Below are 24,238 nucleotides of genomic sequence, written 5' to 3'. Positions count from 1 at the left end.
ATGGATATATTCTGTATTTATCCATTGTTGATGACAAAAAACTAATGAATTATCACATTAAGAATGAAAAAGCTTTAAATGCTTCTGTTTCTCTCAATGTGCACTAATTCTGCCGATGCATCTATTCAATTCAAATTAAAATAAAAGTAAAAGTATTGGTGATAAATTATGATTAAGGTATTGAAAACTTACGTATTAAATATTTTTATAGCAGTTGCTTTTTTGCTTTCACAAGTTATAAATGTTCATGCCAATCATGTGAAAAATGATATTCAATGGGAAACTGTCTCTCTAATAGAACAGGGAAAGAAAAAAGCTATCGATATAGCTTCTCTTTATGTCCCAAGTTTCACTCATGGAGCAAAAAGTGAAACTGCCATTGAAGGAAAATTTGAGAAAGTATTTGAACCAATTACGCTAGGAGTTTTTTCTACAGTAGGAGCTTTGGGTTTTGGATTCTTGACTGGATTTGTTATGTCCATATTTAGCGGGATAATCGGATGGGCAATAGGAAAACTTAAAGGCAAATAATTCAAAGATACTCAGTTATTTTTTCTATTTAAAATAAGAATATTTTACAGCCTGCTTCACATCATTTAGCAGGCTGTCGTATGTTTTCTATGGATAAACTTTAGGTTCCCATATTGTATAGAACAAATATAATATCTATTAGTATACAAAATAATAAATTAAGCTAAACAAAAATTATTCACAGTATAGATTTGCGCACGAAATGCCATAAAATTACCTTATAAATTTTCCAGTGTGAATTTTGAGTTGTATCATTTCAACATTCATTTTAGCAGATTTAATTGTTACAAAGTATAAGAGCATAAAATAACGATGAATGATTGAGTTTTACAAAAAAGTTCTTCAATAAATACCATTCTATCTATTTGACTTTATTATTTAAGAAGGTGCACAAATGAAGATACGTTGCAAAATTTAAGTGAGTGAATAATAGAGAGAAAATTTTCGACTTTAACAGATTTTCTGTGAAAATTTGACGTTTATATCTCAAAATAAAAATGCTTAAGACTATTTCCTTTCATTATTGGGTTAAAAACTCTATCCATTTAATAATTTAAATATTATGAAAAACGTGAAATAAATAACTTCACCAATTTTCCAGAAATAAAAAAAGGATAAGACTTATGGAATATATCAGCACGAGAGGTGAAGCCCCTGCTTTAAGCTTTACGGAAACGATCATGACGGGATTGGCAAGTGATGGGGGGCTTTATCTGCCAGATAAATTTCCTCAGCTATCATTTGATGCATTACGAGCACTTCGTGGTCAGTCCTATACAACAATTGCTAAAACTATTCTGTGGCCCTTTGTGAATAACGAAATCGAATATACAGCTTTTGAAAATATGATCGCTGAATCTTATGCAACCTTTCACCATCCAGCAATCTGTCCATTACGACAAACTGGAGCAGATGAATTTATCCTCGAACTCTTTCATGGTCCTACTTTAGCTTTTAAAGATGTAGCAATGCAGTTTCTTTCTCGACTGATGGATTATGTTTTGACTAAAAAAAATAGATGTGCAACGATTATTGCTGCAACATCAGGTGATACAGGAGGGGCTGCGATACAGGCTTTTGCTGGAAAAGAACACTCAGATATTTTTATTTTATTTCCTAAAGGACGTGTATCACCTGTTCAACAACGGCAAATGACAACCAATCAATGTTCAAATGTTCATGCCATTGCCATTGAAGGAAATTTTGATGATTGCCAAGCTCTTGTCAAAGCAATGTTTAATGACCACAATTTTCGTAAAAAAAGAGCGCTTTCAGGTGTTAATTCTATAAATTGGGCACGTATCATGGCGCAAATTGTTTACTATTTTTCATCTGCACTTTCCTTAGGAGCTCCTGATAGAGCTATTTCATTTACTGTTCCTACTGGAAATTTTGGTGATATTTTTGCAGGTTATGTCGCAGCCCGTATGGGATTACCTATTGCTCAACTGGTCATCGCAACGAATGATAACGACATCCTTGCACGTACATTGACCACTGGTACTTACGAAACACAACCAATAGTCCATACAACATCACCTTCTATGGATATTCAGGTCTCTTCTAATTTTGAACGTTTGCTCTTTGAAAGTGGCAATCGTGATCCAATGTGGATTCGCAATGCAATGGAAAACTTGAAACAATCAGGACGTTTTACTCTTGATGAAAAGCAACTCAAAAATATTCGTTCCATATTTTCCGCTGGGAAAAGCAACATGGCAGCAACAGCTCAAACAATTGATAGTGTCTATAAGGAAAGTGGCTATCTTGTTGATCCACATACAGCCGTCGCTCTTCAAGTAGCGCGTAAAAACAAAAAAAACCATATTCCAATGATCGTCCTTGCCACAGCTCATCCAGCTAAATTTCCTGGTACTATTAAAAGTGCTTGTGGACTTCATGCCCCATGGCCATCTCATCTCAATGATGTAATGAAACGCGAAGAACACTTTGTAAGTCTTGCTAATGATGAAAAAATAGTAAAAGATTATATCTCTTTAAAATCGCGTGCATCTTATTAAAGTTAGCTGCATTAACTTAAATCAAGAATATTCTAATACCCTTACAATGAGGTATTTAGTTTATTTAATGGAGTTGTAAATACATGGATGTAGATATATGTCGCCTTAGCAATGGCTTGACTATCGCCACACATACAATGCAACAAATTAATAGTGTTGCCCTCGGAATATGGGTTAAAGTAGGCTCACGCAATGAAACCTCCACACAGCATGGTATTGCTCATCTTCTTGAGCATATGGCTTTTAAAGGAACCGAAAACCGCACTGCTTTTCAAATTGCAACCGATATTGAAGATGTTGGCGGTGAAATCAATGCCACAACCAGTATTGAAACAACAGCTTACTTTGCACGTGTACTTAAAAGCGATATCCCACTTGCTATAGACATTTTAGCCGATATTTTAATGCATTCAAAATTTGACGACAATGAACTAGAACGAGAAAAACAAGTAATATTTCAGGAAATTGGTGCCGCTCATGACACTCCTGATGATATTGTTTTTGATCACTTTACAGAAACAGCCTTTCGTCATCAATCCCTTGGACGCTCTATTTTAGGAACAGCTAAAACTATTCAATCATTTACATCTACTGATCTCCATAATTTCATCAATAAACAATATAGTGCAGATCGTATGATTGTCGTTGCTGCAGGAGCTGTAAAACACGAAAGTTTCTTGCGAGAAGTTGAAAGTCGTCTTGGTACTTTTCGCTCCCATTCAACCGCACCTCTTACTAATCTTGCAAATTATGTCGGTGGCGACTTTCGTGAATATCGCGATTTAATGGATACACAAGTTGTTCTAGGGTTTGAAGGGCGTGCTTATCATGCGCGTGATTTTTATGCTGCCCAAATTCTTTCAATTATTCTTGGTGGTGGTATGTCTTCACGTCTTTTTCAAGAGGTAAGAGAGAAACGTGGATTATGCTATTCTATTTACGCTTTTCATTGGGGATTTTCAGATACTGGGCTTTTTGGTGTTCACGCAGCTACCGGACAAGAAGGGCTCAAAGAACTTATTCCCGTGATTCTTGATGAACTTTCCAAGGTCAGCAAAAATATTCACGCCAATGAACTGCAACGAGCACAAACGCAATATCGTGCGAATCTGACAATGTCACAGGAAAATCCCTCTAGTCAAGCACATCTCATTGCTCGCCAAATACTCCTTTATGGTCGACCAATTCCAATGTCGGAAACAATTGAACGCCTCAATCTCATCACGCCTAAAAGATTAACTGATTTAGCACATAGTCTTTTTACAAATTCCACTCCAACATTAACTGCTGTCGGACCTGTAGGACCCCTCATAAATTTTGATGATTTAACGTCAACTCTTTCATACAAGCTAAAGTAAAAAACTTCTTTTCAAAACAGCATCACAATAACATACACATATTTTATCGCAAAATTTACCACAAAAGCTCTTCTCATTAAATAAGTTTTGGAAATATTGGGCAAAGAAGCGTACAAAACTACCCAATTCATACTTCATGTGATAAAGATTCTAATGAGTGAAGCTATATCCGTGAAATCTGGAAATTCATGGTTTAACTTTGCCCTTTTAAAATACAGAATTTCATTTGCTTCAAGTTCCATTGAAGAAAATGAACATGTGGTCTATTTGTATATAAAACCACATAACTTAAGAAAAAGTGATAACAATTTATTATGTAAATAAATTATAAAAGGTGGACGTTTTTTCTCAAAAATCGAAATGAAAGTTAAACATCCTAAAATATTGAGAGTGGGACATTGTGAAGAGTTTGCGTAAAATAATTGACATCATTTTCATTGTAGTCGTTAGTTCTCTTGTCCATCTTACATCAGCACAAGCAATTGAGCCAGTTAAAATTTCTTCTCAGGATGCTGCTCTTGATCTCTCACAAGCAATTGAAATTCACCATACAAACAGCTCTATTTTTCAAACAAGTACAGCACCAGGACCAGATGGTATTGTTTGGCGTATTGAAGTGCAGGCAAAAAATGAAAAATTTTCCGGAAATTGGGCAGTTTTTTCTCTTGCAAATCCAACAGATGAACAAGTCGATCGTCTCATTGTTGCCCCCCATTACCGCATGGCGCGTTCTGGATTTTTTTGGCCAGACCTTGGATCAGCAAGGATACAATCCATAACGCCAAGCGAAGGTTTTTCCCTCGATCGTCAACTTAGTGCAAACTCTGATATCTTTCATATTACTCTTAACCCTGGTGCTGTTGTTACATTTGTGGCCGAACTTAACTCTGCAAATCTACCGCAAATCTATTTATGGCAACCTGAAGCTTATAAAGATGCAATTAATTCTTATACGCTTTATCATGGTATTCTCCTTGGTATATCTGGTCTCTTAGCACTTTTGTTAACTGTTCTCTTTGTCGTCCGTGGAACAGGGCTGTTTCCTGCAACAGCAGCTGTTGCCTGGGCTGTGCTTTTTTATATTGGTATTGACTTCAACTTTTTAAATAAATTCTTTGCAGTTACACTCACAACACAACCAATCTGGCGTTCTGGTACAGAAGTAGCACTTACTGCTACACTCTTCATTTTTCTTTTTACCTATCTCAGCCTTAACCGCTGGCATTATCATTTTAGTTACGGTGCTATCGCTTGGACCATTGCCTTTTGCAGTCTAGGAGCCTTTGCTATTTATGATCCAATCAGAGCAGCTGGAATTGCGCGTTTGTCTTGTGGTCTTACCGCTGTGCTTGGTATAATATTAATCATCTATTTCTCAATCAGAAGCTATGACCGTGCCATTATGCTTATCCCAACATGGTTGCTCCTTAGCTTTTGGTGTGTTGGAGCCTATGCCTGCATAGCTGGATATTTAAACAATGATATTATCCAGCCAGCATTAGCGGGAGGATTAGTGCTCATTGTTCTTCTCATCAGCTTTACTGTCCTGCAACAAACTTTTTCTAATGATGCTTTCCATGAAGGAATATTTTCCGACCTTGAACAACAAGTACTCGCAGCAAAGGGAGCTGGAAATATTATTTGGGATTGGAATATTGAGCGTGACCGTATTGTTGTACATCCAAACATGGCAACCCTTTTTGGTACTGAAATTCATAACCTCAATGGACCTATGCGCAACTGGATTTCAGCCTTGCACCATGATGATCGTGAACGCTTTCAAGCCGTATTAGATATCATTCTTAAAAATAAAAAAGGACGCATTGATCAAATTTTTCGGCTTTCTTCTGGTGGTGGTTATTATCATTGGTTTTCTCTTCGTGCACGTCCGGCTATGCAAAAAGATGGGAAAATCACACGTGTCATTGGAACCATTGTCAATATTACTAACCACAAAAAATCCGAAGAACGCTTATTGCATGATGCAATCCACGACAGCTTAACCGGCCTTCCTAATCAACAAATTTTCTTTGATAGACTACAAAATTATACCTCTTTGGCGAAAGCAAATATCAAAATTAGACCGACTGTCTTTATGATTGATTTTGACAATTTTCGCCAAATTAATCGCAAATTAGGCATAGCAGTTGGGGATACTGTACTGCTTATAATTGCACGTCGTTTAAACCGTCTCATTAATTTTCAAGACACCTTATCGCGCCTTTCAGCAGACCGCTTTGCAATTATTTTACTCAGTGAAACTGAACCACAAAAAATTGCAGCATTTGCAGATCATTTGCACAAAACAATTTCAGCACCTATTTCACTTTCAGAAAACAAAATAATCCTTTCAACGTCTATCGGATTGGTTACATGGAGTGAAAGCCGATCGACGGCTAAAGATATTTTTAATGATAGTGAATTAGCGATGATTCGCGCAAAACAAATGGGTGGAAACCATATTGAACCTTTCCGTCCTAATTTTCGCACTTTGGGTCTCGAACATAATACTCTGGAGAAAGATGTTCATTATGCCATAAAACGTAATGAGATAAAAATCCTCTACCATCCTATTCTTAATTTATCAGACGGACATATTATTGGTTTTGAAACAATTGTAGAATGGCATCATCCCACTTATGGAAATTTAAATGTCTCTGATTTCATAAAAATCGTAGAAAACGAACAAATTGTTATGAATTTGTCACAATTTATCATCGATAATGCCATTATCGATCTTATAAATGTACAAGAAAAGTTTTCCCAACAATCTTTCTTTATTTCAATTAATTTACCAAGCGCAGAAATGATTCATCCTCGTTTTATCAGTCAATTGCGCGCCGCTTTGCTTCGTCATCCGCTCCACAAGGGGCGTTTGATGATTGAAATATCTGAATTCGTCTTAAGAAATAATCCTGAACAATCAGCGCACTTTCTCGAACAAATTAAAACACTTGGAATGAATCTTGCACTCGATAATTTTGGAACAGGTTATTCGTCTCTGACCTATCTCGTACGTTATCCATTTGATATGGTTAAACTTGATCGTTCACTTATCTCAATCGACTCTCTTAAGAAGAAAATTGTTCTCAAGTCTATCATTAATATGGCAACAGATCTTAATTTGCAAATTATCGCAGAAGGTGTTGAAAATGAAAAAGAAGCAATCTTCCTCCGTCAAGAAGGCTGTAAATATGTTCAAAGCACACTTGTAACGAAACCGATTGCCATAGAAGAATTAATTACGCTCGTTCAGAGCCATTTCCCTTATAAAATAAAAACATAAGGGATAAAATAACGTGTAAAGTTAAAAAGCTTAGAAAAAACTCTACGCGTGTCCCATTTCAGAAGCAAGATAAGTTGGATCGATACCCATGCGTATTAAACTTTTATCATACTTGCAGCTTAAATCGCTTTCAAAAAGAAAACTAGGTGATGTAGAACTGATTAGCCAACCATTTGTAGAAATTTCTGCCTCAAGTTGTCCCGCTTTCCATCCAGCATAACCTAATGCTATCAGTGCATGTTGCGGACCTTGTTCGCAACTGATCGCTTTTAATATATCAATTGTCGCAGTAAAACAGACCTTATCTGCAATAAAAACAGTTTCTTCACAAGCATAATCATCTGAATGAAGGACAAAACCACGCGAAGGATCAACAGGACCACCATAGCGAACTGGAAACTGTTTTATTGGTTCAGAAAGGCTTTTTTTTTGGTCACTGTCTATGACTCCCAAGTGAAGCAAAAGCTCTGGAAAATCAATATGATGCAATTGATTAAGAATGATGCCCATCGCACCGGCATCAGAATGCGCACAAATATAAATAACAGAACGAATAAAGCGTTTGTCATTCATCCCAGGCATTGCTATGAGTAATTGTCCACCTAAAAAGCCATTACACCGCTTCATTAATCTGTTATTCTCCATAATTTACATGATAAAAGTTCGTTCATTTAGCATACTAGGAAAATAAAACTCCAATGAAAAAAAGTCATATATTTACAAATTTACAAAATATCGCAACTTTCTTTTATAAAAAGCTTTTAGTTACTTTAAGCTTAACATTCATAGTTTTAGAATTACTTAACATTCCTGTAAATGCTCAAACAAAACAAAAACTCCAGCTTTTCGCAACATCTTGGTATAAATCAGATGGTGGTCGTATCCGATTAGCAATCACAGAACCTTCTCTTTCTGGAATAAGAGAAGGCATTATTGAAATTGAGCTTAAACCAGGATGGAAAACTTACTGGCGTAATCCAGGTAATTCTGGCATGGCACCATTTTTTAATTTCAACCAACAGATTTCTTATGAAATCTTTTATCCTACTCCACAGCTTTTTGAAACAGAAAATGATTGGTCATTAGGTTATAAAGATAAAGTAATATTGCCCTTCAATCTTTCTGGTTCAAGCAAAAATTTAAGCGGTGCTTTCACTCTTGGATTATGTAATAAGATCTGTCTTCCATTTACTGTTAACTTTGATTTTTCGCCATCTGCTCTTAAAAATAAACATCTTCCTGCTTCCTTCTTAAAAAAGGCGCAAGATTCTTTGCCCCGCATGATGCAGAATGCACTAAAAATAAGTGCCGAAAAAAATAACAGTACCCTTCTTATAAAAATACAAAATAACAACAAAACTACACCTTCCTCTCTCTTTTTAGATGGAGGAGAAATGCAAATTGGAGCAGCAAGAAAAATCAGTGATAACGCAGAATATACACTCTTCAGTGCTCCACTCTATTTCGCACCAGAAGAAATAAACCAAAAAATTTTTTATACAGTTTCTTTTAAAGATCACGCCTTAAGTGGAACATTCATATTCCATACGCCGCCAACCCCTCTTACGACTCCGTGATAAAAGAAAAAAGCTCTCAAACAGCAATTATGCTGGAAAACGTCCATTTTCACGATATTGAGTAATTGCTTTGCGAGCAAGCGCATCTGCGCGTTCATTTTCTGGATGTCCCGCATGCCCTTTTACCCAGTGCCATCTGATAGTATGACGAGAACAAACATCCTCAAGAGCTTGCCATAACTCTCTATTTTTAACAGCTTTTTTTGATACAGTACGCCAATTATTCTTCTTCCATCCTTCAAGCCATAAAGATATACCGTTGCGCACATAAACAGAATCCGTATAAAGATCAACAGAACAAGATTCTTTAAGTGCTTTCAACGCACAAATTGCCGCCATCAGTTCCATTTGATTGTTAGTTGTTTGTACTTCTCCACCATAAAGCTCACGTTCATGACCATTCCAGCGTAAAATTGCTCCCCACCCTCCAACTCCAGGATTACCTGAGCAAGCACCATCTGTATAAATTTCGACGATTTTTTGCTTATTTAACATAAAATTCAAAAACCTAATTCACTTAGCGAATTTACATTACTGAAAAAACAAAGCTTGTGCCAATATTCCCACGGATCTTTCTTAACGACAAAACTACCGGGTGGTGTATTAAACCAATCATAAAGGCGCGTAAGTAAAAAGCGTAAAGCTGCACCACGCACCAAAAAAATAATTGCGTTCAATTCTAAGGGCACCAATGGCCTTATCTTTTGATAATTTTCCAATAGTCCACGTGCTTTGGTAAGGTTATAGGAATGGTCCTGTTCAAAACACCAAGCATTCAAACAGATAGCTAAATCATAAGCCCAAAAATCAGTACAAGCGAAATAGAAGTCTATAATACCAGAAAGACGACGATTCAAAAAAAACACATTATCATTAAATAAATCGGCATGAATAATACCTGTTGGCAAATTCGATGGCCAATTTTTTTCTAAAAAAGCCAACTCAGTATCAATTTTTCTTCCAAACTCTTTAAGCAACGTATCTTCACTTGTTTGGCAACTTTTCCATAATAGTTTCCAATCGACGAGAGAAAGAGTATTCCTACGGTTAAGCGAAAAATCCTGTCCTGCTAAATGCAATTGCGCTAGATTATTACCCACTTCACAGCAATGATATATATCGGCTTGACGAACCCACATTCCTTCCAGAAATGTAATAATAGCAGCAGGACGTCCTGCTAATTCCCCAATTGTTGTCCCATCACTTTGAATTACTGGTTGAGGGCAAGGGATTCCACGTCGCCCTAAGTATTGCATAAGACTACAAAAAAAAGGCAAATCATCTTTTGAAATACGTTTTTCATAAAGCGTTAGAATAAACTTCCCTTCCGTTGTATAAAGCATAAAATTAGAATTCTCGATACCCTCCGCTATGCCTTGATAGGACAGAAGTGAACCTATCGAATAACGTGTCAAAAATGCCTTCAAATCATTCTGATGAATATCAGTATAAACTGCCATTATTTTGCTTTCGTTTTAAGCCTTTTATGTATCATCATTTGCATTTGTTAACGACTCAGTTCGACCATTAACGAAAGCCATATCTTTAGGGGTTAAAATGACATCACGCAATTCCCGATTAACTAAAAATGTCTCCGTTTCTACTGCAGTCTCAGTTAATTCTATTTTAACGTCATAACGCTTACGAAAAGCTGTAATAATTTCATTAACAATAACTTCAGGAGCAGATGCACCAGCTGAGAGACTCACAACAGAAAGTGCTCCAAGACGATCAAAATCAATTTCGTTAACACCTTGCACTAAAATAGCTTGGCGCGCACCAAACCTCTCAGCAACTTCTACTAAACGTCGTGAATTAGAAGAATTTGGTGCACCGACAATTAAAAATAGATCACTTCCCAACGCTGCGGCTTTAACAGCTTCTTGCCGATTCGTTGTAGCATAGCAAATTGATTCAGCTGCCGGTGACTCTAACATAGGAAAACGCCGTTGCAACACATCAAGAATCTCCGCTGTATCTTCAACAGAAAGTGTTGTTTGCGTAACAAATCCCAACTTTTGGGGATCATCTGGTTGATAATGTAAAGCATCCTTTACTGTCTCAATTAATGTAACAGCCCCTTTTTCAAGCTGTCCCATTGTTCCTATTACCTCTGGATGACCAGAATGACCAATCAATATGACATGACGGCCATGCCGTTGATGTCTTATCGCTTGTTTATGAACCTTAGAAACCAAAGGACATGTTGCATCAAGATATAGCAAATTATATCGACGTGCTTCTTCTGGTACGGATTTTGGTACCCCATGGGCAGAAAATACAACGGGTTGACCACGATGCTCTTCTGGAATCTCATCAAGCTCTTCAACAAAAATAGCTCCACGCTGCTGCAAGCCCTCAACTACATAACGATTGTGCACAATCTCATGACGAACATAGACTGGGGCGCCATATTTTTTTAACGCGAGAATAACAATCTGAATCGCACGATCAACCCCAGCACAAAACCCCCGCGGACTACAAAGTCGCATTGTTAAAGGAGAGAATTTTAACATAATTTATCCCTTAATATCTATGCTTTTATTACATACCTCAACATACTATTGCTATATATCAGGCAGAAAAAAATTCTGAAATGTTATCTCCTTTATGGAACAGCATTTTAACCTTTTTTAGGTTAAGATGGTACTTTATTAAGACACGTTTTTCAATTTCCGCTGCTTGATTACATCAAATTTAAGAGATGAAAAACCTCCAAACTAGAGATTCAATTAAAAGAGCTCCGAATATAGTAGCCAAATAAAATAACGAAAAGAAAAACGTCTTTTTTGCCATTAAAATAGTTGCATCATACGTATTGGCTTTCCATAAACGATAGGCAAAATAAATAAAGATCATGCTTAAAATTGTCGAAAAAATACCATAAGAAATTCCCGCAAAACCACTCATAAAAGGCCCAGCGGCGCATATTGCCATAAGGATAGTATAAAATAAAATCTGCTTTTTTGTTGAATATTCACCTCGTACATTAGGCATCATAGGAATACCCGCTGCACCATAATCAAGAGATGAAAATAAAGAAAGGGACCAAAAATGTGGGGGGGTCCACATAAAAATGATTAAAAATAACAAAAAACTCTCAATATTCACCGTACCCGTGGCTGCAGCCCATCCAATCATTGGTGGAAAAGCCCCAGAAGCACCACCAATAACAATATTTTGTGGTGTAATACGCTTTAACCAAATTGTATAGATAACGACATAAAAGAAAATCGTAAACGCAAGAAAAAATGCCGCAAACCAATTAATGAAGCTCCCCATAACCAATACCGAAAGCATAGAAAGAACCATGCCAAAAATAAATGCTTTTCGGGAACTGATTTTACCGCTAGGAATAGGGCGAGTTTTGGTACGTTCCATCATGGCATCAATGTCAGCATCATACCACATATTCAGTGCTCCCGCACCGCCACCACCGATTGCAATACATAAAATCGCTAAAAAACCATACAACGGATTGATAGGAACAGGCGATACAAGCAAACCAACCAGAGCCGTAAAAACCACAAGAGACATAACACGTGGCTTTAATAATGTGATATAATCACCAATACCGGATTTTGGTGGCGTTGATTTACCATTCACAACCGATAACTCTCCTGAAACTGACATTCCGCTCAAAGCCCTTTTCCATTTCTATCGTTCAAAAACCAATATTATCTAGCGTATGGAAATGATCAATTAAGACCAATCGTATTTTTGAGAAAATATGAAATACCTCGTTCGCACGTATCCCCTAAAAATAGATGGAAATATTGGCAACAAAAATACATTTTTTCAATCAACATTCTCTCCTACATTACAAATGTATCATAAAAATATATCCTATGGATTAATATATTTTGGTAAATACTGATTTTGTGTTATAGTTTTTATGTGGGGAATTCATTTTTTTATGTAAATCTATGCATGGTTGTGTGTGTTGAGTCGGATAGGATTTTCTGTGATACTTTATAAATTACTTAAAAAAAATTTTTTTATTGGTTCTGTTCTTTACACACTTTATAGTAGTTTTATCAATCATGCATTTGCACAAACACCCTATGCGCAAAATGTCCCTGCTCCACAAACTTATGGTGCATGGACAAAAGTTTGTACTCTACCGCCAGGTACACCTAACATGCAGTGTGAAGTTGTACAAAACGTTCATACACAAGGTCGTCATGATATTACCTTGCGTGTTACATTTTATAAACTTCCTCAAAAGCAAGGTGCTTTGATGCGTGTTTTTGTTCCGATTCGCGTTGAATTACGTCCTGGCGTTGGAATTAAAATTGACGATAAAAATATGGGCAGAATGGAATATCGTCGTTGTCTTGGTGATAATTGTGTTGCTGAAGCCTTTCTTAAAGAAGATATATTGCAGCTCTTTTTAAAAGGAAAAATGGCAACCTATTTTATCTTTACAACTCCTGAACAAGGAATTGGAGGTTTCGTTGACCTTCATGGTCTTGGCGACGCCTATGCAACCTTACCTACATGAATGAAATCGATACACTTTAGACGATTAAAATCTCATTGTATATTTTGAAAGCTTCTTAAATTAGATTAATAAAAATCTTCTAAGTCTCCATAAAAATAGGATAATTCTTATGAAATCGCTGATTGATCATTTTGATATTAATTCCTCTAAAGTGCAATCACTTGTACAGGAAACGCTTCATCATGCTGATGATGGTGAGCTTTACCTTGAGTATACAGAAAGCGAAGCTCTTTTATTTGATAATGGACAGCTTAAAAACGGCTCTTTCCATCAAGATATGGGATTTGGTCTGCGTGTCGTTGCTGGAGAAGCTACCGGATATGCATATTCTAGTGAATTATCAGCTGCTGCACTTAAACGTGCCAGTGAAGCAGCTAAAGCTATTACCTATAATAATCATCCAGGGACTTATAGCATAGCACCTCAACAAACAAACAAAAGACTTTATCAACCGCATAATCCCCTTGATGCTCCATCATTTGAAGAAAAAAGTGCTCTTTTGCAAAAAATTGATGCCTATTTACGTGCTAAAAATGATAAATTGCATCAAGTGACTGCTTCTCTTTCCGGCTCGCTACAACATGTTGAAATTTTACGTGCAGATGGTTATTTGGTTCGTGATATTCGTCCCCTTGTGCGACTTTCTATATCTGTGGTCGTAGCTGAAGGCAATCGACGTGAAAATGGTTTTTATGGATGTGGAGGGCGACAAGCATTTGACAAATTTATTCATGAAGACAATTGGAAAAAAGCTGCGGATGAAGCCTTACGTATGGCTTTAACAAATTTAGAAGCAGAAGCAGCACCTGCAGGGTCTTTTGATGTTGTCTTAGCCAATGGATGGCCTGGCGTTATGCTCCATGAAGCCGTAGGTCATGGTTTAGAAGGTGACTTTAACCGTAAAAAAACATCTGCTTTTGCTGGACTTTTAGGACAACAAGTTGCGGCAAAAGGTGTTACAGTTGTTGATGATGGAACAATTCCACAATGCCGTGGCTCTCTCACTGTCGATGATGAGGGGACCCCTTCAGGATATAACGTTCTTATTGAAGATGGAAAGCTCGTTGGTTTTATGCAAGACAGGCTTAATGCACGGCTTATGGGAGGTAAATCAACTGGAAATGGACGGCGTGAATCTTATGCTCATGTACCAATGCCACGAATGACCAATACAATCATGCTAGGAGGAGATAAAACACCTGAAGAAATCCTTTCTTCACTCAAACATGGTATCTATGCTGTTTCATTTGGTGGAGGACAGGTTGATATTACTTCTGGAAAATTCGTCTTTGAATGTACTGAAGCATACCGAGTCGAAAATGGTAAAATTGGTGCACCAATCAAAGGCGCAACTCTTATTGGAAATGGACCGGATGCTATGAAACGTATTACAATGATTGGCAATGACAGTAAACTTGATAATGGTATTGGTATCTGTGGAAAAGCTGGACAAAATGTCCCTGTTGGTGTTGGGCAACCTCATCTTCGAATCAATAATATGACAATCGGTGGAACTGCGCTTATAAAGGAATAAGCTTTCTCATTCCTTCTCAATATTGCCTCCTCCTCATCTATCACGACCACTTTGTGAGGGGGGAGGTAAAATGCATTGATCTATAAAGATAATCTATCGTTGTTCATATTGAATTAGAACCTTGAATACCATAAGATTCTCTCATTTCAAATTCGTTCCATATTGAATCAATCAAAACCTTTCGTTTGTACGTTACAGGTGGGGGGAGTTATATGAATAAAAACTGTAAAAGACAGGACCAAAGATTTCTCTTATGTCCCCTCTCAAATACCAAAAGTTGTAGCCACATTGGGAGATGGCAAATATAACACTGGCACCGGCTTGTTCAGACACATCTTCTTCGTAATACATTAGTCTTTTGTGTGGGGTAATTTACCTTTTATATATTTATAATAAAAAGTTTAAAATAAAAAACACTTTCTACATTCAGTGCTCTTAATTCAACGAGAAAAAGGTTATTATTATAGATGAATTTTGGAGAGATTTTATAATAATACTCAAGTAAACTTTTAAAAAAATCTTCATGGCATTAAAAAAATTTTAGGCTAAAGCTTCCAAGCTTTCTTTTTTTTCTTTTTGCTTAAAAAAGCAACAATTTCGACATGTGGTGACCATAAAAATTGATCAATCGGTATGATCTGTTCTATTGTATAACCACTCGCAACAAGAAGAGATAAATCACGAGCAAACGTAACAGGATTGCATGAAATTGCCACTACACATGGGATTGTCGCCTTCGCTAATTCACGCACCTGCTCTTGCGCACCAGCGCGTGGAGGGTCAAAAACAACGCACTCAAAACACTCAAGTTCCTTCCCAGAAAGTGGACGACGAAAGAGATCACGTTTTTCACAAGTTACTGTTTTTAAACCGGTCGCAAAACGTGCTGCCCGATTTAGATTCTCTAACGCTACCCCATCATTCTCAACCGCGTGAACATTTACTTTTTTTGCCATACGCAACGCAAATGTTCCCACTCCGGAAAACAAATCAACAGCATTCTTTGCCTTTTTTAAATGAGATAAAATAATATTACTCATAATATTTTCTGCTTCAAAAGTGGCTTGAAGAAAACCTCCAGGAGGAAGTTCAATACGAACATCTCCAAAGCAAACCAATGGTTTTTCTCGTTCAATCAAAACCTCACCTTCAACAGACAGACGCGTAATTCCACATGAAAGGGCTGCATGCACCATTTTCTGACGAATGTGCTCATCCCGCACAACACACCCATTCAAAGCAACGTCTAAGCCATTTTCAACAGACGTTATCGTAATATGAAACCGTTTGTTATGATTACTTACAAGACCACAAAGAACCTTGATATCATCTAATTTAGACATAATCTCTAAACGTGTGACTGGACATTCCTTGAGGGCGATAACATCATGAGATAAATAACGGTTAAAACCAATAATATGACCTTTCTGAGTGGCAAGCGCTGTTAAAGTAACTCGTCGGCGAGTGTGATGTCCACATTCAATTAAAGGAGAAACAGAGACATCAATCCCATGCCTTTTAAGCGCATCAACAACCAGTTGGCGTTTCCAAGAGCTATAAAAATCGCTACGCCAATGCTGAAGCATGCACCCTCCACAATGCTCAAAATGTTGGCAATTAGCTTCAATACGTTCTGGTGATTTTTCTTCTAATGTAATAAGTTTTCCATATTTCCCACGAAGAGAAACTAGAGCAACCTCTCCTGGTAAAGTAAAAGGAACATAGATAGAGCCATACGGTGTATTTGAAATAGCATAACCGTTAGGTCCGATATGGTCGATTATAACTCTGTTATTCACTCTTTTTTTCCCCGAATAACAAATATTCTATATTGCCATCACCACCTGCTATGGGTGAAGGAAGCAAACCTTTCGCGGTCCACTCTCTTTGAGTGTTTAGCCAATCAAAAAGATCTTCAGCAGTTTGTTTTGCTATTGATGGATTTCTCAATACCCCGCCCTTACCGATAGCTTCTCGACCAATTTCAAATTGTGGCTTTACCAATAAAACCGCTTGAGCTCCTTTCCTAGCTAAAGACAAAACGGGAGGTAATGCAAGTTTGAGAGAAATAAAACTAACATCTGATACTATGAGATCAATTTCCCGACCTTCTAAATGTTTCTGTTTTAAATCTCTAGCATTTAAGCCTTCTAATAAAGTTATCGCACTGTTCCCAAATAAACGTGCATCAAACTGATTATTACCAACATCAACAGCAATAATATGTGCTGCTCCACGCTCTAAAAGAACTTGTGTAAAACCACCTGTCGATGCACCAATATCAATGGCAGTTACTTTATCTGTTATAATCGGAAATGTATCAAGTGCACTGATCAATTTTAACGCCGCACGTGAAACATAATTTTGTGCAGGATCACAAACTACAATGTCTGCGTCATTAGAAATGATTTGCCCAGCTTTAAAAACTATTTCGCCATCAACTTTAATAGTTTGGCGTATAATGGCGTCGCGTGCCCGTGAACGCGTCGTAAAAAAGTTTTTTTCAACTAAAAAAACATCAAGCCTTTTCTTAACGCCCATTTCATACTCGAATTTTCTGCATTGTCCGCATTTTTCGTCCTAAAGCAGTAAAGACAGTGTTAATAATACCAACAGCATCAAGTCCAATACGCGCAAGAACTGTCTCTGGTGAACCGTGATTCAAATATTTATCAGGAAGTGTTAATGTGCGAACTTTTAAACCATGCTCCAAAAGCCCTTCTTGTGCCAAAAACTGTAGCAAGTGTGCTCCAAATCCACCCATTGCGCCTTCTTCAATTGTTACCAATACTTCATGTTCACGTGCCAAACGACGCATCAAATCCTTATCCAAAGGTTTAGCAAACCGTGCATCCGCAACCGTGGTAGACAATCCTTCTGCACTTAACGCATCAGCAGCCATCAGCACTTCTGACATCCGCGCTCCAAAACAAACCAAAGCTACCCTGTTTCCCTCACGCAAAACACGTCCTTTTCCAATCTCTAGTAACTCTCCGCGCTGTGGCAAATCCATACCAATACCCTCACCACGTGGATAACGAAAAGAAATTGGCCCTTGATCATAAGCTGCAGCAGTGCGTACCATATGCATCAGCTCGACTTCATCAGAAGGCGCCATAACAACAAATTCAGGAAGAGTGGTCAAAAAAACAATATCAAAACTGCCAGCGTGCGTCGCACCATCTGCACCCACAAAACCTGCTCGATCAATCGCAAAACGCACCGGTAACTTTTGAATCGACACATCGTGAATAATCTGATCATAAGCGCGCTGTAAAAAAGTGGAATAAATCGCGACAAAAGGCTTGTAGCCTTCACAAGCAATGCCGGCAGCAAAAGTTACGGCATGCTGCTCAGCAATACCAACATCAAACATTCTTTCAGGAAATTTTTCAGCGAAAGAATCAAGACCCGTTCCTGTTGGCATTGCCGCTGTTATGCCAACAATCTTATCATCATGGTGAGCTTCTTCTATTAAAGCTTTAGAAAATACCTTGGTATAGGGTAGAATATTACTTGATGCTTTAACCTGTTTTCCTGTCGTGACATCAAAACGATTAACCCCATGATATTTATCAGATGATGCTTCGGCAGGTGCATAACCTTTGCCTTTATGGGTTACTACATGCACTAAAACAGGACCATCAGGATATTCACGAACATTTTTCAAAACAGGCAATAAATGCCCTAAATTGTGACCATCTATTGGTCCAACATAGTAGAAACCAAGCTCATCAAATAAAGTTCCCCCAACCAAAAGGCCACGCGCAAATTCCTCTGAACGACGTGCCTTATCCAAAAAAAACTTTGGCAATTTTTCGCTCAACATCTTTACGCGTTCACGCAAATGACGATAAGAAGGACGAGATACTAATCGTGCAAGATGTGCACTCATAGCACCTGTAGGTGGTGCGATAGACATATCGTTATCATTAAGAACAACAATCAAGCGGGCATCCAAAGCACCAGCGTTGTTCATTGCTTCATAAGCCATGCCCGCAGACATTGCACCATCACCAATGACAGCTATGATATTACGTCTTGTCTCTGCTTTCAAAGCACTTGCCACCGCCATACCAAGCCCCGCTGAAATAGAAGTAGACGAATGACCCGCTCCAAATGGATCATACACACTTTCTGAACGTTTTGTAAAACCTGATAATCCACCCTCTTGACGTAATGTGCGAATTTTTTCTCTACGCCCCGTTAAAATCTTGTGTGGATAGGTTTGATGACCAACATCCCAAATAATCCTATCCTCTGGTGTATTAAAAATATAATGTAATGCAACAGTGAGCTCAACAACACCAAGTCCCGCCCCAAGATGACCACCTGTTACAGATACCGCATCAATTGTTGCGGTCCGCAACTCATCAGCCAACTGTACCAAATCAGACTCAGGCAATGCCCGCAAATCTTGCGGAAAACAAACACGGTCAAGTAATGGTGTTAAGACCTGAGACAAAAAAAAACCTTTCTATTATCTTAACTCAAAAAAACGCAACGATAAAATATATCTTCTCTACTCTTATTTACAGTTTGCATCTTTTTTACTGAAAAATATTCTTTCCTATTTAAGATAAGCTATAATTTCCTCATTTTTAACTTATTTTATAAAAAAGAAATCAATAAATTTAATTTTCTATAAAAAAGGTTATTATATCTCCTAGTTTCATAATAAATATCCAAAATATTTAATATTATTCAGGATCAAGTGGCTCTACACCTTCTGGAGAACCTCCCTCTGAAAACTGAATTTTCTCAACTTTAGCTTCAGCTACTTTCAAGAGTTTCTCGCAATGCTTTTTAAGAGCCTCACCACGCTCATAAATATCAATTGATTGTTCTAAAGGAACATCACCGCGTTCCAAATTCTCAACAATCACTTCAAGCTGCTTAAGTGCTTCCTCAAAACTTAACGCTGTAATATCCCCCTTTTTTATCTCTTGTTTCATGCAACCCTCACAAGATATCGGTTTTGGATATACGAATCCCAAAACCTTCTAAACCTACATAATGACGCTCTTTATAAGCGTAAACAATAACAGAACTAATTCCTAAATGTTTCAAAATTTGTGACCCTAAACCAATTTGGCGCCATTCTTCTTCGCGCTCAATTGCCTGTACATGGTTTTCTGAACCTTCTTTTGCCATTTCCTGGATGCTAATAGCTGGTTGGTGACCAACACCAACCGATCCTTCACGCAAATAAACAAAAACACCACGTTTTTCCTTTTCCATCATACGCCGCATGATAGCGGTAATATCTGATGATTGACCAAAAACATCATTCATAATGTTTTCACGATGCAAACGCACCGGAATATCCTCACCATCACGAATATCACCAAAAATGATTGCAACATGCTGAACTGCTTCCCACGGAAGTTGATAACTCTGAACAATAGCAGGTCCTACCGGTGTTTCAATATGCATTTCTCCAACATGCCTGATTAACATTTCCTTACGCTGACGATAAGCAATTAAATCTGCAACCGTTATCATATGCAATCGATTATCTTGGGCAAATTTTGTAACTTCATCTCCGTGTTTAACGCTGCCATCATCATTGACCAATTCGCCAATAACACCAACTGGCGGCAAACCAGCTAATTTACATAAATCGACAGCCGCCTCCGTGTGACCTGAACGCATAAGAACCCCCCCTTCATGCGCAATCAAAGGGAAAATGTGTCCTGGACGAACGAAATCATGAGCACTGGCATTTGGATTAGCAAGATTACGAACTGCCAATGTGCGATCGTGCGCGGAAATCCCCGTCGTTATCCCATGTTTAAAATCCACAGTAACAGTAAATTGAGTCCTGTGCGCTGAATTATTATCTGGCACCATAGGAGCAAGATGAAATCGTTGCGCTTCTTCTTTTGGCATAGGAGCACAAACAATTCCTGTTGTGTGGCGAATGATAAACGCCATCTTTTCCTCTGTACAATGGACAGCGGCAACAGTTAAATCACCCTCGTTTTCACGGCCATCATCATCCGTAACCACAACAATTTCACCGCGTTCAAAAGCTCGAAGCGCAGAAATAATTTTCTTCTGATCATAAGTCATCACTTACCTTTCCAATCAACCCACCTGACCGCGATGCCTTAAATAATGATCAGCAAGAGCACAAGCGACCATCGCTTCACCAACAGGAACAGCACGAATTCCAACACACGGATCATGGCGTCCCTTCGTTATAACATCTACATTGTTACCATCAACATCAATTGAACGACGTGGAATCAAAATTGATGAAGTAGGCTTCACGGCGAAACGTGCAATAATTGGCTGTCCGCTCGATATTCCACCTAAAATACCACCAGCATGATTGGAAAGAAAGAGTGGTTCTCCATCACTTCCCATCCGCATTTCATCTGCATTTTCTTCTCCCCTCAAGCGAGCTGCTGCAAAACCATCACCAATTTCAACCCCTTTAACTGCATTAATTGACATGAGTAATGATGCAATATCCTGATCAAGTTTTGCGTAAATAGGTGCTCCTAAACCCGCCGGAACATTTTCTGCAACAATCTCAACAACAGCACCAACAGATGAACCATCTTTACGGAGTTTATTGATATAATCACTAAAAACAGGCACCATCTCTGCATCAGGTATAAAAAAAGGATTGTTATCAACCTCTGACCAATCCCAACGATCGCGATTAATAGTATGAGGACCAATAGCTATCACAGCGCCCCGTACAATCAGGCTAGGAACGATTTTACGCGCAAGAGCACCTGCCGCAACGCGTGCCGCCGTCTCACGTGCTGAAGCACGCCCTCCACCTCGGAAATCACGAATGCCATATTTAACATCATAAGTGTAGTCCGCATGACTTGGACGATACTGATGAACAATGGAGCTATAATCTTTCGAGCGTTGATCTGTGTTTCGAATAAACAGAGAAATTGGCGTACCCGTTGTCACCAATGTCGTGCCATCATCTTGAACAATAACCCCTGAAAGAACCTCTACTTGATCTGATTCTTGGCGCTGCGTTGTATATTTTGATTGTCCTGGTTTGCGTTTATCAAGATAAGCTTGAACTTCTGCAAGAGTAAAAATGATTCCAGGTGGACAACCATCAATGACACAACCAAGAGCAGCACCATGACTTTCACCCCATGTTGTTACACGAAACAAATGACCAAATGTATTATGCGACATGAAAAAAGATCCGTTTCTCTGTCAAATATATACAACGACAACGTATGTTGTGTGCTATATATAAGGTAGCTCTTTGCTCCAAAATACTCTTAGCCACTTTGAATTTGGTCAAATTACTGTTGTTCAATAAAATCCTATAAACCAAACTTTATTCTTTAACGACAGAAATGTCTGGTGCATCAACTGCTTTCATACCTATGATATTATAACCCGAATCGACATGATGGACTTCACCAGTAACAGAACGAGACAAATCTGAAAGAAAATAAAGCGCAGAATCACCAACCTCTTCAATTGTTACCGTACGACGTAATGGAGCATTATATTCATTCCATTTTAAAATATAACGAAAATCACCAATACCAGAAGCCGCTAGCGTTTTAATTGGTCCAGCAGATATAGCATTAACACGAATATTTTGAGGACCTAAATCTACCGCTAAATATTTCACGCTCGCTTCAAGAGCTGCTTTGGCAACCCCCATTACATTATAATTGGGAACAACCTTTTCTGCACCATAATAAGTCAGTGTCAAAATTGAACCACCATCTGGCATCAATTTCTCTGCACGCTTCGTGAGAGCTGTTAGGGAATAAACGGAAATATTCATGGTCATCATAAAATTTGATTCGCTGATATCAATATAACGACCACTTAATTCATCCTTATCAGAAAAACCAATAGCATGAACTAAAAAATCGAGTTTTCCCCATTTCTTCTCTATTTCTCTAAAGACCGTATCAATAGAGACACTGTCAGAAACATCACAATGTCCACAAACAAACCCCTTTAATTCTTCAGCCAAAGGCTCAACACGCTTTTTCATTGCTTCACCCTGATAGGTAAAAGCAAGCTCTGCCCCTGCGCCACTTGCCGCTTTAGCGATTCCCCAAGCGATGGAGCGATTATTGGCCAACCCCAAAATTAAACCACGCTTACCGTACAATAAACCATTACCCTTAGCCATCAGCACTGCCCCATTGTTACTTAAAATTAATATTATTCATCTGCCTATGACACAGGTCAACTTTTTCTTCAAGCAATTGGTTTAAAATCAAACAAAAACTACGCTTTTATATATAAAAAATTTTAAAATTAATCTTGTTGCATTTGCAAAAACTGTTCTAGCGCGGCATTTTCACCTTCCGGTAACATAATGCGAACATGCACATAAAGATCATCTCTTGTACCATTTTTTAAACGAAGCCCTTTCCCTTTCAACCGTAAAACGCGATCAGAACTTGACCAAGCAGGAATCGTTAAAACCACACGTCCCTCCAACGTCTCAACTTCTTCTTTTGCTCCCAAAACAGCATGTTTAAGAGAAACTGGTAAATCAAGATGGAGTGCTCTTCCTTCAACCCGAAAATGAGGATGTTTTTGAATCTGAATGGTTATCAACGCATCTCCTGCTTGCCCAAGAGGTACCTCTTCTCCCTGACCTTTTAATCGAATAGTCTGTCCGTCTTCAATATAATCTGGAAGTTTAATTTTTAACTTTTTTCCATTTGGAAAAACAGCTTCCACCTTTTCTGCGCCAACCATCTGCTCTAATGTTACAGCAAGATTAGCACGAACATGTGCTCCTTGTTGGGGACGGTTATAGTGTGTGGAATTCGAAAAGCTACCACCTCCTCCAAACAGATCCCGAAAAATATCACTTGCATCAAAACCTGCACCACCTGAAGAGGAAAAATCAAATCCCTTTGCTCTTCCTGAAAAGGGATTTTGTTTATTGCTAAAATTTTCACCAGTACTATAGGCTTGATAAAGCGGTTTTCCTTCCATATCAATTTCACCGCGGTCAAATTGTGCCTTTTTATCCTTATCACCTATAATTTCATAAGCTTGATTAATTTCAGCAAATTTTTCTTTAGCCTTTGTATCATCTTTATTATGGTCTGGATGATACTTCTTTGCTAATCTTCTAAATGCCGATTTAATCTCTTGCGATTTTGCGGTACGTGCCACACCCAAAATCGTGTAGGGATCACGCATATTGCCCTCTTTTCAATTTTTTCGTTTTTAAAATATCAACTGATCCGTTGTTCAATATCCCTTATATCTTCATCAGTCTATTCTAGAGAATAATTTCTTCTTTCCTCTTTATATGTCTATCAATAAACTAAAATACCAGATAAAATGAGACATTTATTTAATATAGCTCATTGTAGTCTATGCTAAAGTAAAAATGATTAAACTATCATAGAAATACACAATAGCATTGGCTTTTTGAAAATAAGAAAAA

General features: G+C 37.9%; 20 protein-coding genes. 7 read left to right on the top strand and 13 right to left on the bottom strand.

The annotated features are described in order from the left end of the window. The first annotated feature begins 168 nt into the window (after nucleotides 1-168). From ACFIKO_RS04480 to ACFIKO_RS04465, 4 genes are all read left to right on the top strand, one after another. The gene (locus tag ACFIKO_RS04480) at nucleotides 169-531 is read left to right on the top strand and encodes a hypothetical protein (RefSeq protein ID WP_375619756.1); all 363 of its coding nucleotides are present in this window, start codon (nucleotides 169-171) and stop codon (nucleotides 529-531) included. 623 nt (nucleotides 532-1,154) lie between these two features. After that, nucleotides 1,155-2,552, top strand: a complete 1,398-nt coding sequence (gene thrC / locus ACFIKO_RS04475; RefSeq protein WP_375619755.1) for a threonine synthase — start codon at nucleotides 1,155-1,157, stop codon at nucleotides 2,550-2,552. Between the two features lie 83 nt (nucleotides 2,553-2,635). Next, entirely contained in the window at nucleotides 2,636-3,910 is a 1,275-nt protein-coding gene (locus ACFIKO_RS04470) for a M16 family metallopeptidase (protein ID WP_375619754.1), read from the top strand. Nucleotides 3,911-4,310: 400 nt separating this feature from the next. Beyond that, nucleotides 4,311-7,196, top strand: a complete 2,886-nt coding sequence (locus tag ACFIKO_RS04465; protein WP_375619753.1) for an EAL domain-containing protein — start codon at nucleotides 4,311-4,313, stop codon at nucleotides 7,194-7,196. Between the two features lie 42 nt (nucleotides 7,197-7,238). Here ACFIKO_RS04465 and ACFIKO_RS04460 read toward each other — a convergent pair whose 3' ends face one another. Further along, nucleotides 7,239-7,823 carry a YqgE/AlgH family protein gene (locus ACFIKO_RS04460; protein WP_375619752.1) on the bottom strand — a complete coding sequence of 195 codons (585 nt, stop codon included), beginning with the start codon at nucleotides 7,821-7,823 and terminating at the stop codon, nucleotides 7,239-7,241. A gap of 71 nt (nucleotides 7,824-7,894) precedes the next feature. Between ACFIKO_RS04460 and ACFIKO_RS04455 the strand changes: the two genes are divergently transcribed. Then, nucleotides 7,895-8,773: a protein-disulfide reductase DsbD domain-containing protein gene (locus ACFIKO_RS04455; RefSeq protein WP_375619751.1), complete on the top strand. Its 879-nt coding sequence runs from the start codon at nucleotides 7,895-7,897 to the stop codon at nucleotides 8,771-8,773. Nucleotides 8,774-8,800: 27 nt separating this feature from the next. Here ACFIKO_RS04455 and rnhA read toward each other — a convergent pair whose 3' ends face one another. The 4 genes from rnhA to cyoE all read right to left on the bottom strand — a co-directional run bounded on the left by rnhA (nucleotide 8,801) and on the right by cyoE (nucleotide 12,406). After that, a complete protein-coding gene (gene rnhA, locus ACFIKO_RS04450) occupies nucleotides 8,801-9,268 on the bottom strand; it encodes a ribonuclease HI (RefSeq protein WP_375619750.1) in 468 nt (155 codons plus the stop codon). Between the two features lie 5 nt (nucleotides 9,269-9,273). Then, nucleotides 9,274-10,233: a homoserine kinase gene (locus ACFIKO_RS04445; protein ID WP_375619749.1), complete on the bottom strand. Its 960-nt coding sequence runs from the start codon at nucleotides 10,231-10,233 to the stop codon at nucleotides 9,274-9,276. A 24-nt stretch (nucleotides 10,234-10,257) separates the two neighbouring features. After that, the gene (gene ispH, locus ACFIKO_RS04440; protein ID WP_375619748.1) at nucleotides 10,258-11,289 is read right to left on the bottom strand and encodes a 4-hydroxy-3-methylbut-2-enyl diphosphate reductase; all 1,032 of its coding nucleotides are present in this window, start codon (nucleotides 11,287-11,289) and stop codon (nucleotides 10,258-10,260) included. 181 nt (nucleotides 11,290-11,470) lie between these two features. Further along, a complete protein-coding gene (gene cyoE / locus ACFIKO_RS04435) occupies nucleotides 11,471-12,406 on the bottom strand; it encodes a heme o synthase (RefSeq protein WP_375673415.1) in 936 nt (311 codons plus the stop codon). Nucleotides 12,407-12,737: 331 nt separating this feature from the next. Here cyoE and ACFIKO_RS04430 point away from each other — a divergent pair, with 331 nt between their 5' ends. Then, nucleotides 12,738-13,277 (top strand): invasion associated locus B family protein, encoded by a 540-nt coding sequence (locus tag ACFIKO_RS04430; protein WP_375619746.1) that lies wholly within the window; start codon nucleotides 12,738-12,740, stop codon nucleotides 13,275-13,277. Between the two features lie 109 nt (nucleotides 13,278-13,386). After that, the gene (gene tldD, locus ACFIKO_RS04425; RefSeq protein WP_375619745.1) at nucleotides 13,387-14,811 is read left to right on the top strand and encodes a metalloprotease TldD; all 1,425 of its coding nucleotides are present in this window, start codon (nucleotides 13,387-13,389) and stop codon (nucleotides 14,809-14,811) included. A 545-nt stretch (nucleotides 14,812-15,356) separates the two neighbouring features. Here tldD and ACFIKO_RS04420 read toward each other — a convergent pair. The 8 genes from ACFIKO_RS04420 to ACFIKO_RS04385 all read right to left on the bottom strand — a co-directional run bounded on the left by ACFIKO_RS04420 (nucleotide 15,357) and on the right by ACFIKO_RS04385 (nucleotide 23,988). After that, a complete protein-coding gene (locus ACFIKO_RS04420) occupies nucleotides 15,357-16,610 on the bottom strand; it encodes a class I SAM-dependent RNA methyltransferase (RefSeq protein ID WP_375673414.1) in 1,254 nt (417 codons plus the stop codon). Then, the gene (locus tag ACFIKO_RS04415; RefSeq protein ID WP_375673413.1) at nucleotides 16,603-17,352 is read right to left on the bottom strand and encodes a TlyA family RNA methyltransferase; all 750 of its coding nucleotides are present in this window, start codon (nucleotides 17,350-17,352) and stop codon (nucleotides 16,603-16,605) included. The genes ACFIKO_RS04420 and ACFIKO_RS04415 overlap by 8 nt, the downstream gene beginning before the upstream one ends. A 1-nt stretch (nucleotide 17,353) precedes the next feature. After that, nucleotides 17,354-19,276 carry a 1-deoxy-D-xylulose-5-phosphate synthase gene (gene dxs, locus ACFIKO_RS04410; protein ID WP_375673412.1) on the bottom strand — a complete coding sequence of 641 codons (1,923 nt, stop codon included), beginning with the start codon at nucleotides 19,274-19,276 and terminating at the stop codon, nucleotides 17,354-17,356. A 235-nt stretch (nucleotides 19,277-19,511) separates the two neighbouring features. After that, nucleotides 19,512-19,766 carry an exodeoxyribonuclease VII small subunit gene (locus ACFIKO_RS04405; RefSeq protein ID WP_375619741.1) on the bottom strand — a complete coding sequence of 85 codons (255 nt, stop codon included), beginning with the start codon at nucleotides 19,764-19,766 and terminating at the stop codon, nucleotides 19,512-19,514. 7 nt (nucleotides 19,767-19,773) lie between these two features. After that, nucleotides 19,774-20,886, bottom strand: a complete 1,113-nt coding sequence (ribB, locus tag ACFIKO_RS04400; RefSeq protein ID WP_375619740.1) for a 3,4-dihydroxy-2-butanone-4-phosphate synthase — start codon at nucleotides 20,884-20,886, stop codon at nucleotides 19,774-19,776. Nucleotides 20,887-20,901: 15 nt separating this feature from the next. Further along, the gene (gene aroC, locus ACFIKO_RS04395) at nucleotides 20,902-21,990 is read right to left on the bottom strand and encodes a chorismate synthase (protein WP_375673411.1); all 1,089 of its coding nucleotides are present in this window, start codon (nucleotides 21,988-21,990) and stop codon (nucleotides 20,902-20,904) included. A gap of 148 nt (nucleotides 21,991-22,138) precedes the next feature. Further along, complete coding sequence (gene fabI / locus ACFIKO_RS04390; RefSeq protein WP_375619738.1) at nucleotides 22,139-22,957, bottom strand: enoyl-ACP reductase FabI; 819 nt, start codon at nucleotides 22,955-22,957, stop codon at nucleotides 22,139-22,141. A 128-nt stretch (nucleotides 22,958-23,085) separates the two neighbouring features. Further along, nucleotides 23,086-23,988 carry a DnaJ C-terminal domain-containing protein gene (locus ACFIKO_RS04385; RefSeq protein ID WP_375619737.1) on the bottom strand — a complete coding sequence of 301 codons (903 nt, stop codon included), beginning with the start codon at nucleotides 23,986-23,988 and terminating at the stop codon, nucleotides 23,086-23,088. Between the last annotated feature and the right edge of the window lie 250 nt (nucleotides 23,989-24,238).

Origin of the sequence: Bartonella sp. TS82HLJMH (assembly GCF_042193495.1) — a bacterium.
In the GTDB taxonomy this organism is placed as follows: Bacteria; Pseudomonadota; Alphaproteobacteria; order Rhizobiales; family Rhizobiaceae; genus Bartonella; species Bartonella grahamii.
The sequence above is the reverse complement of the archived record's forward strand: the minus strand, read 5'-3'. Positions and strand labels throughout refer to the sequence as shown.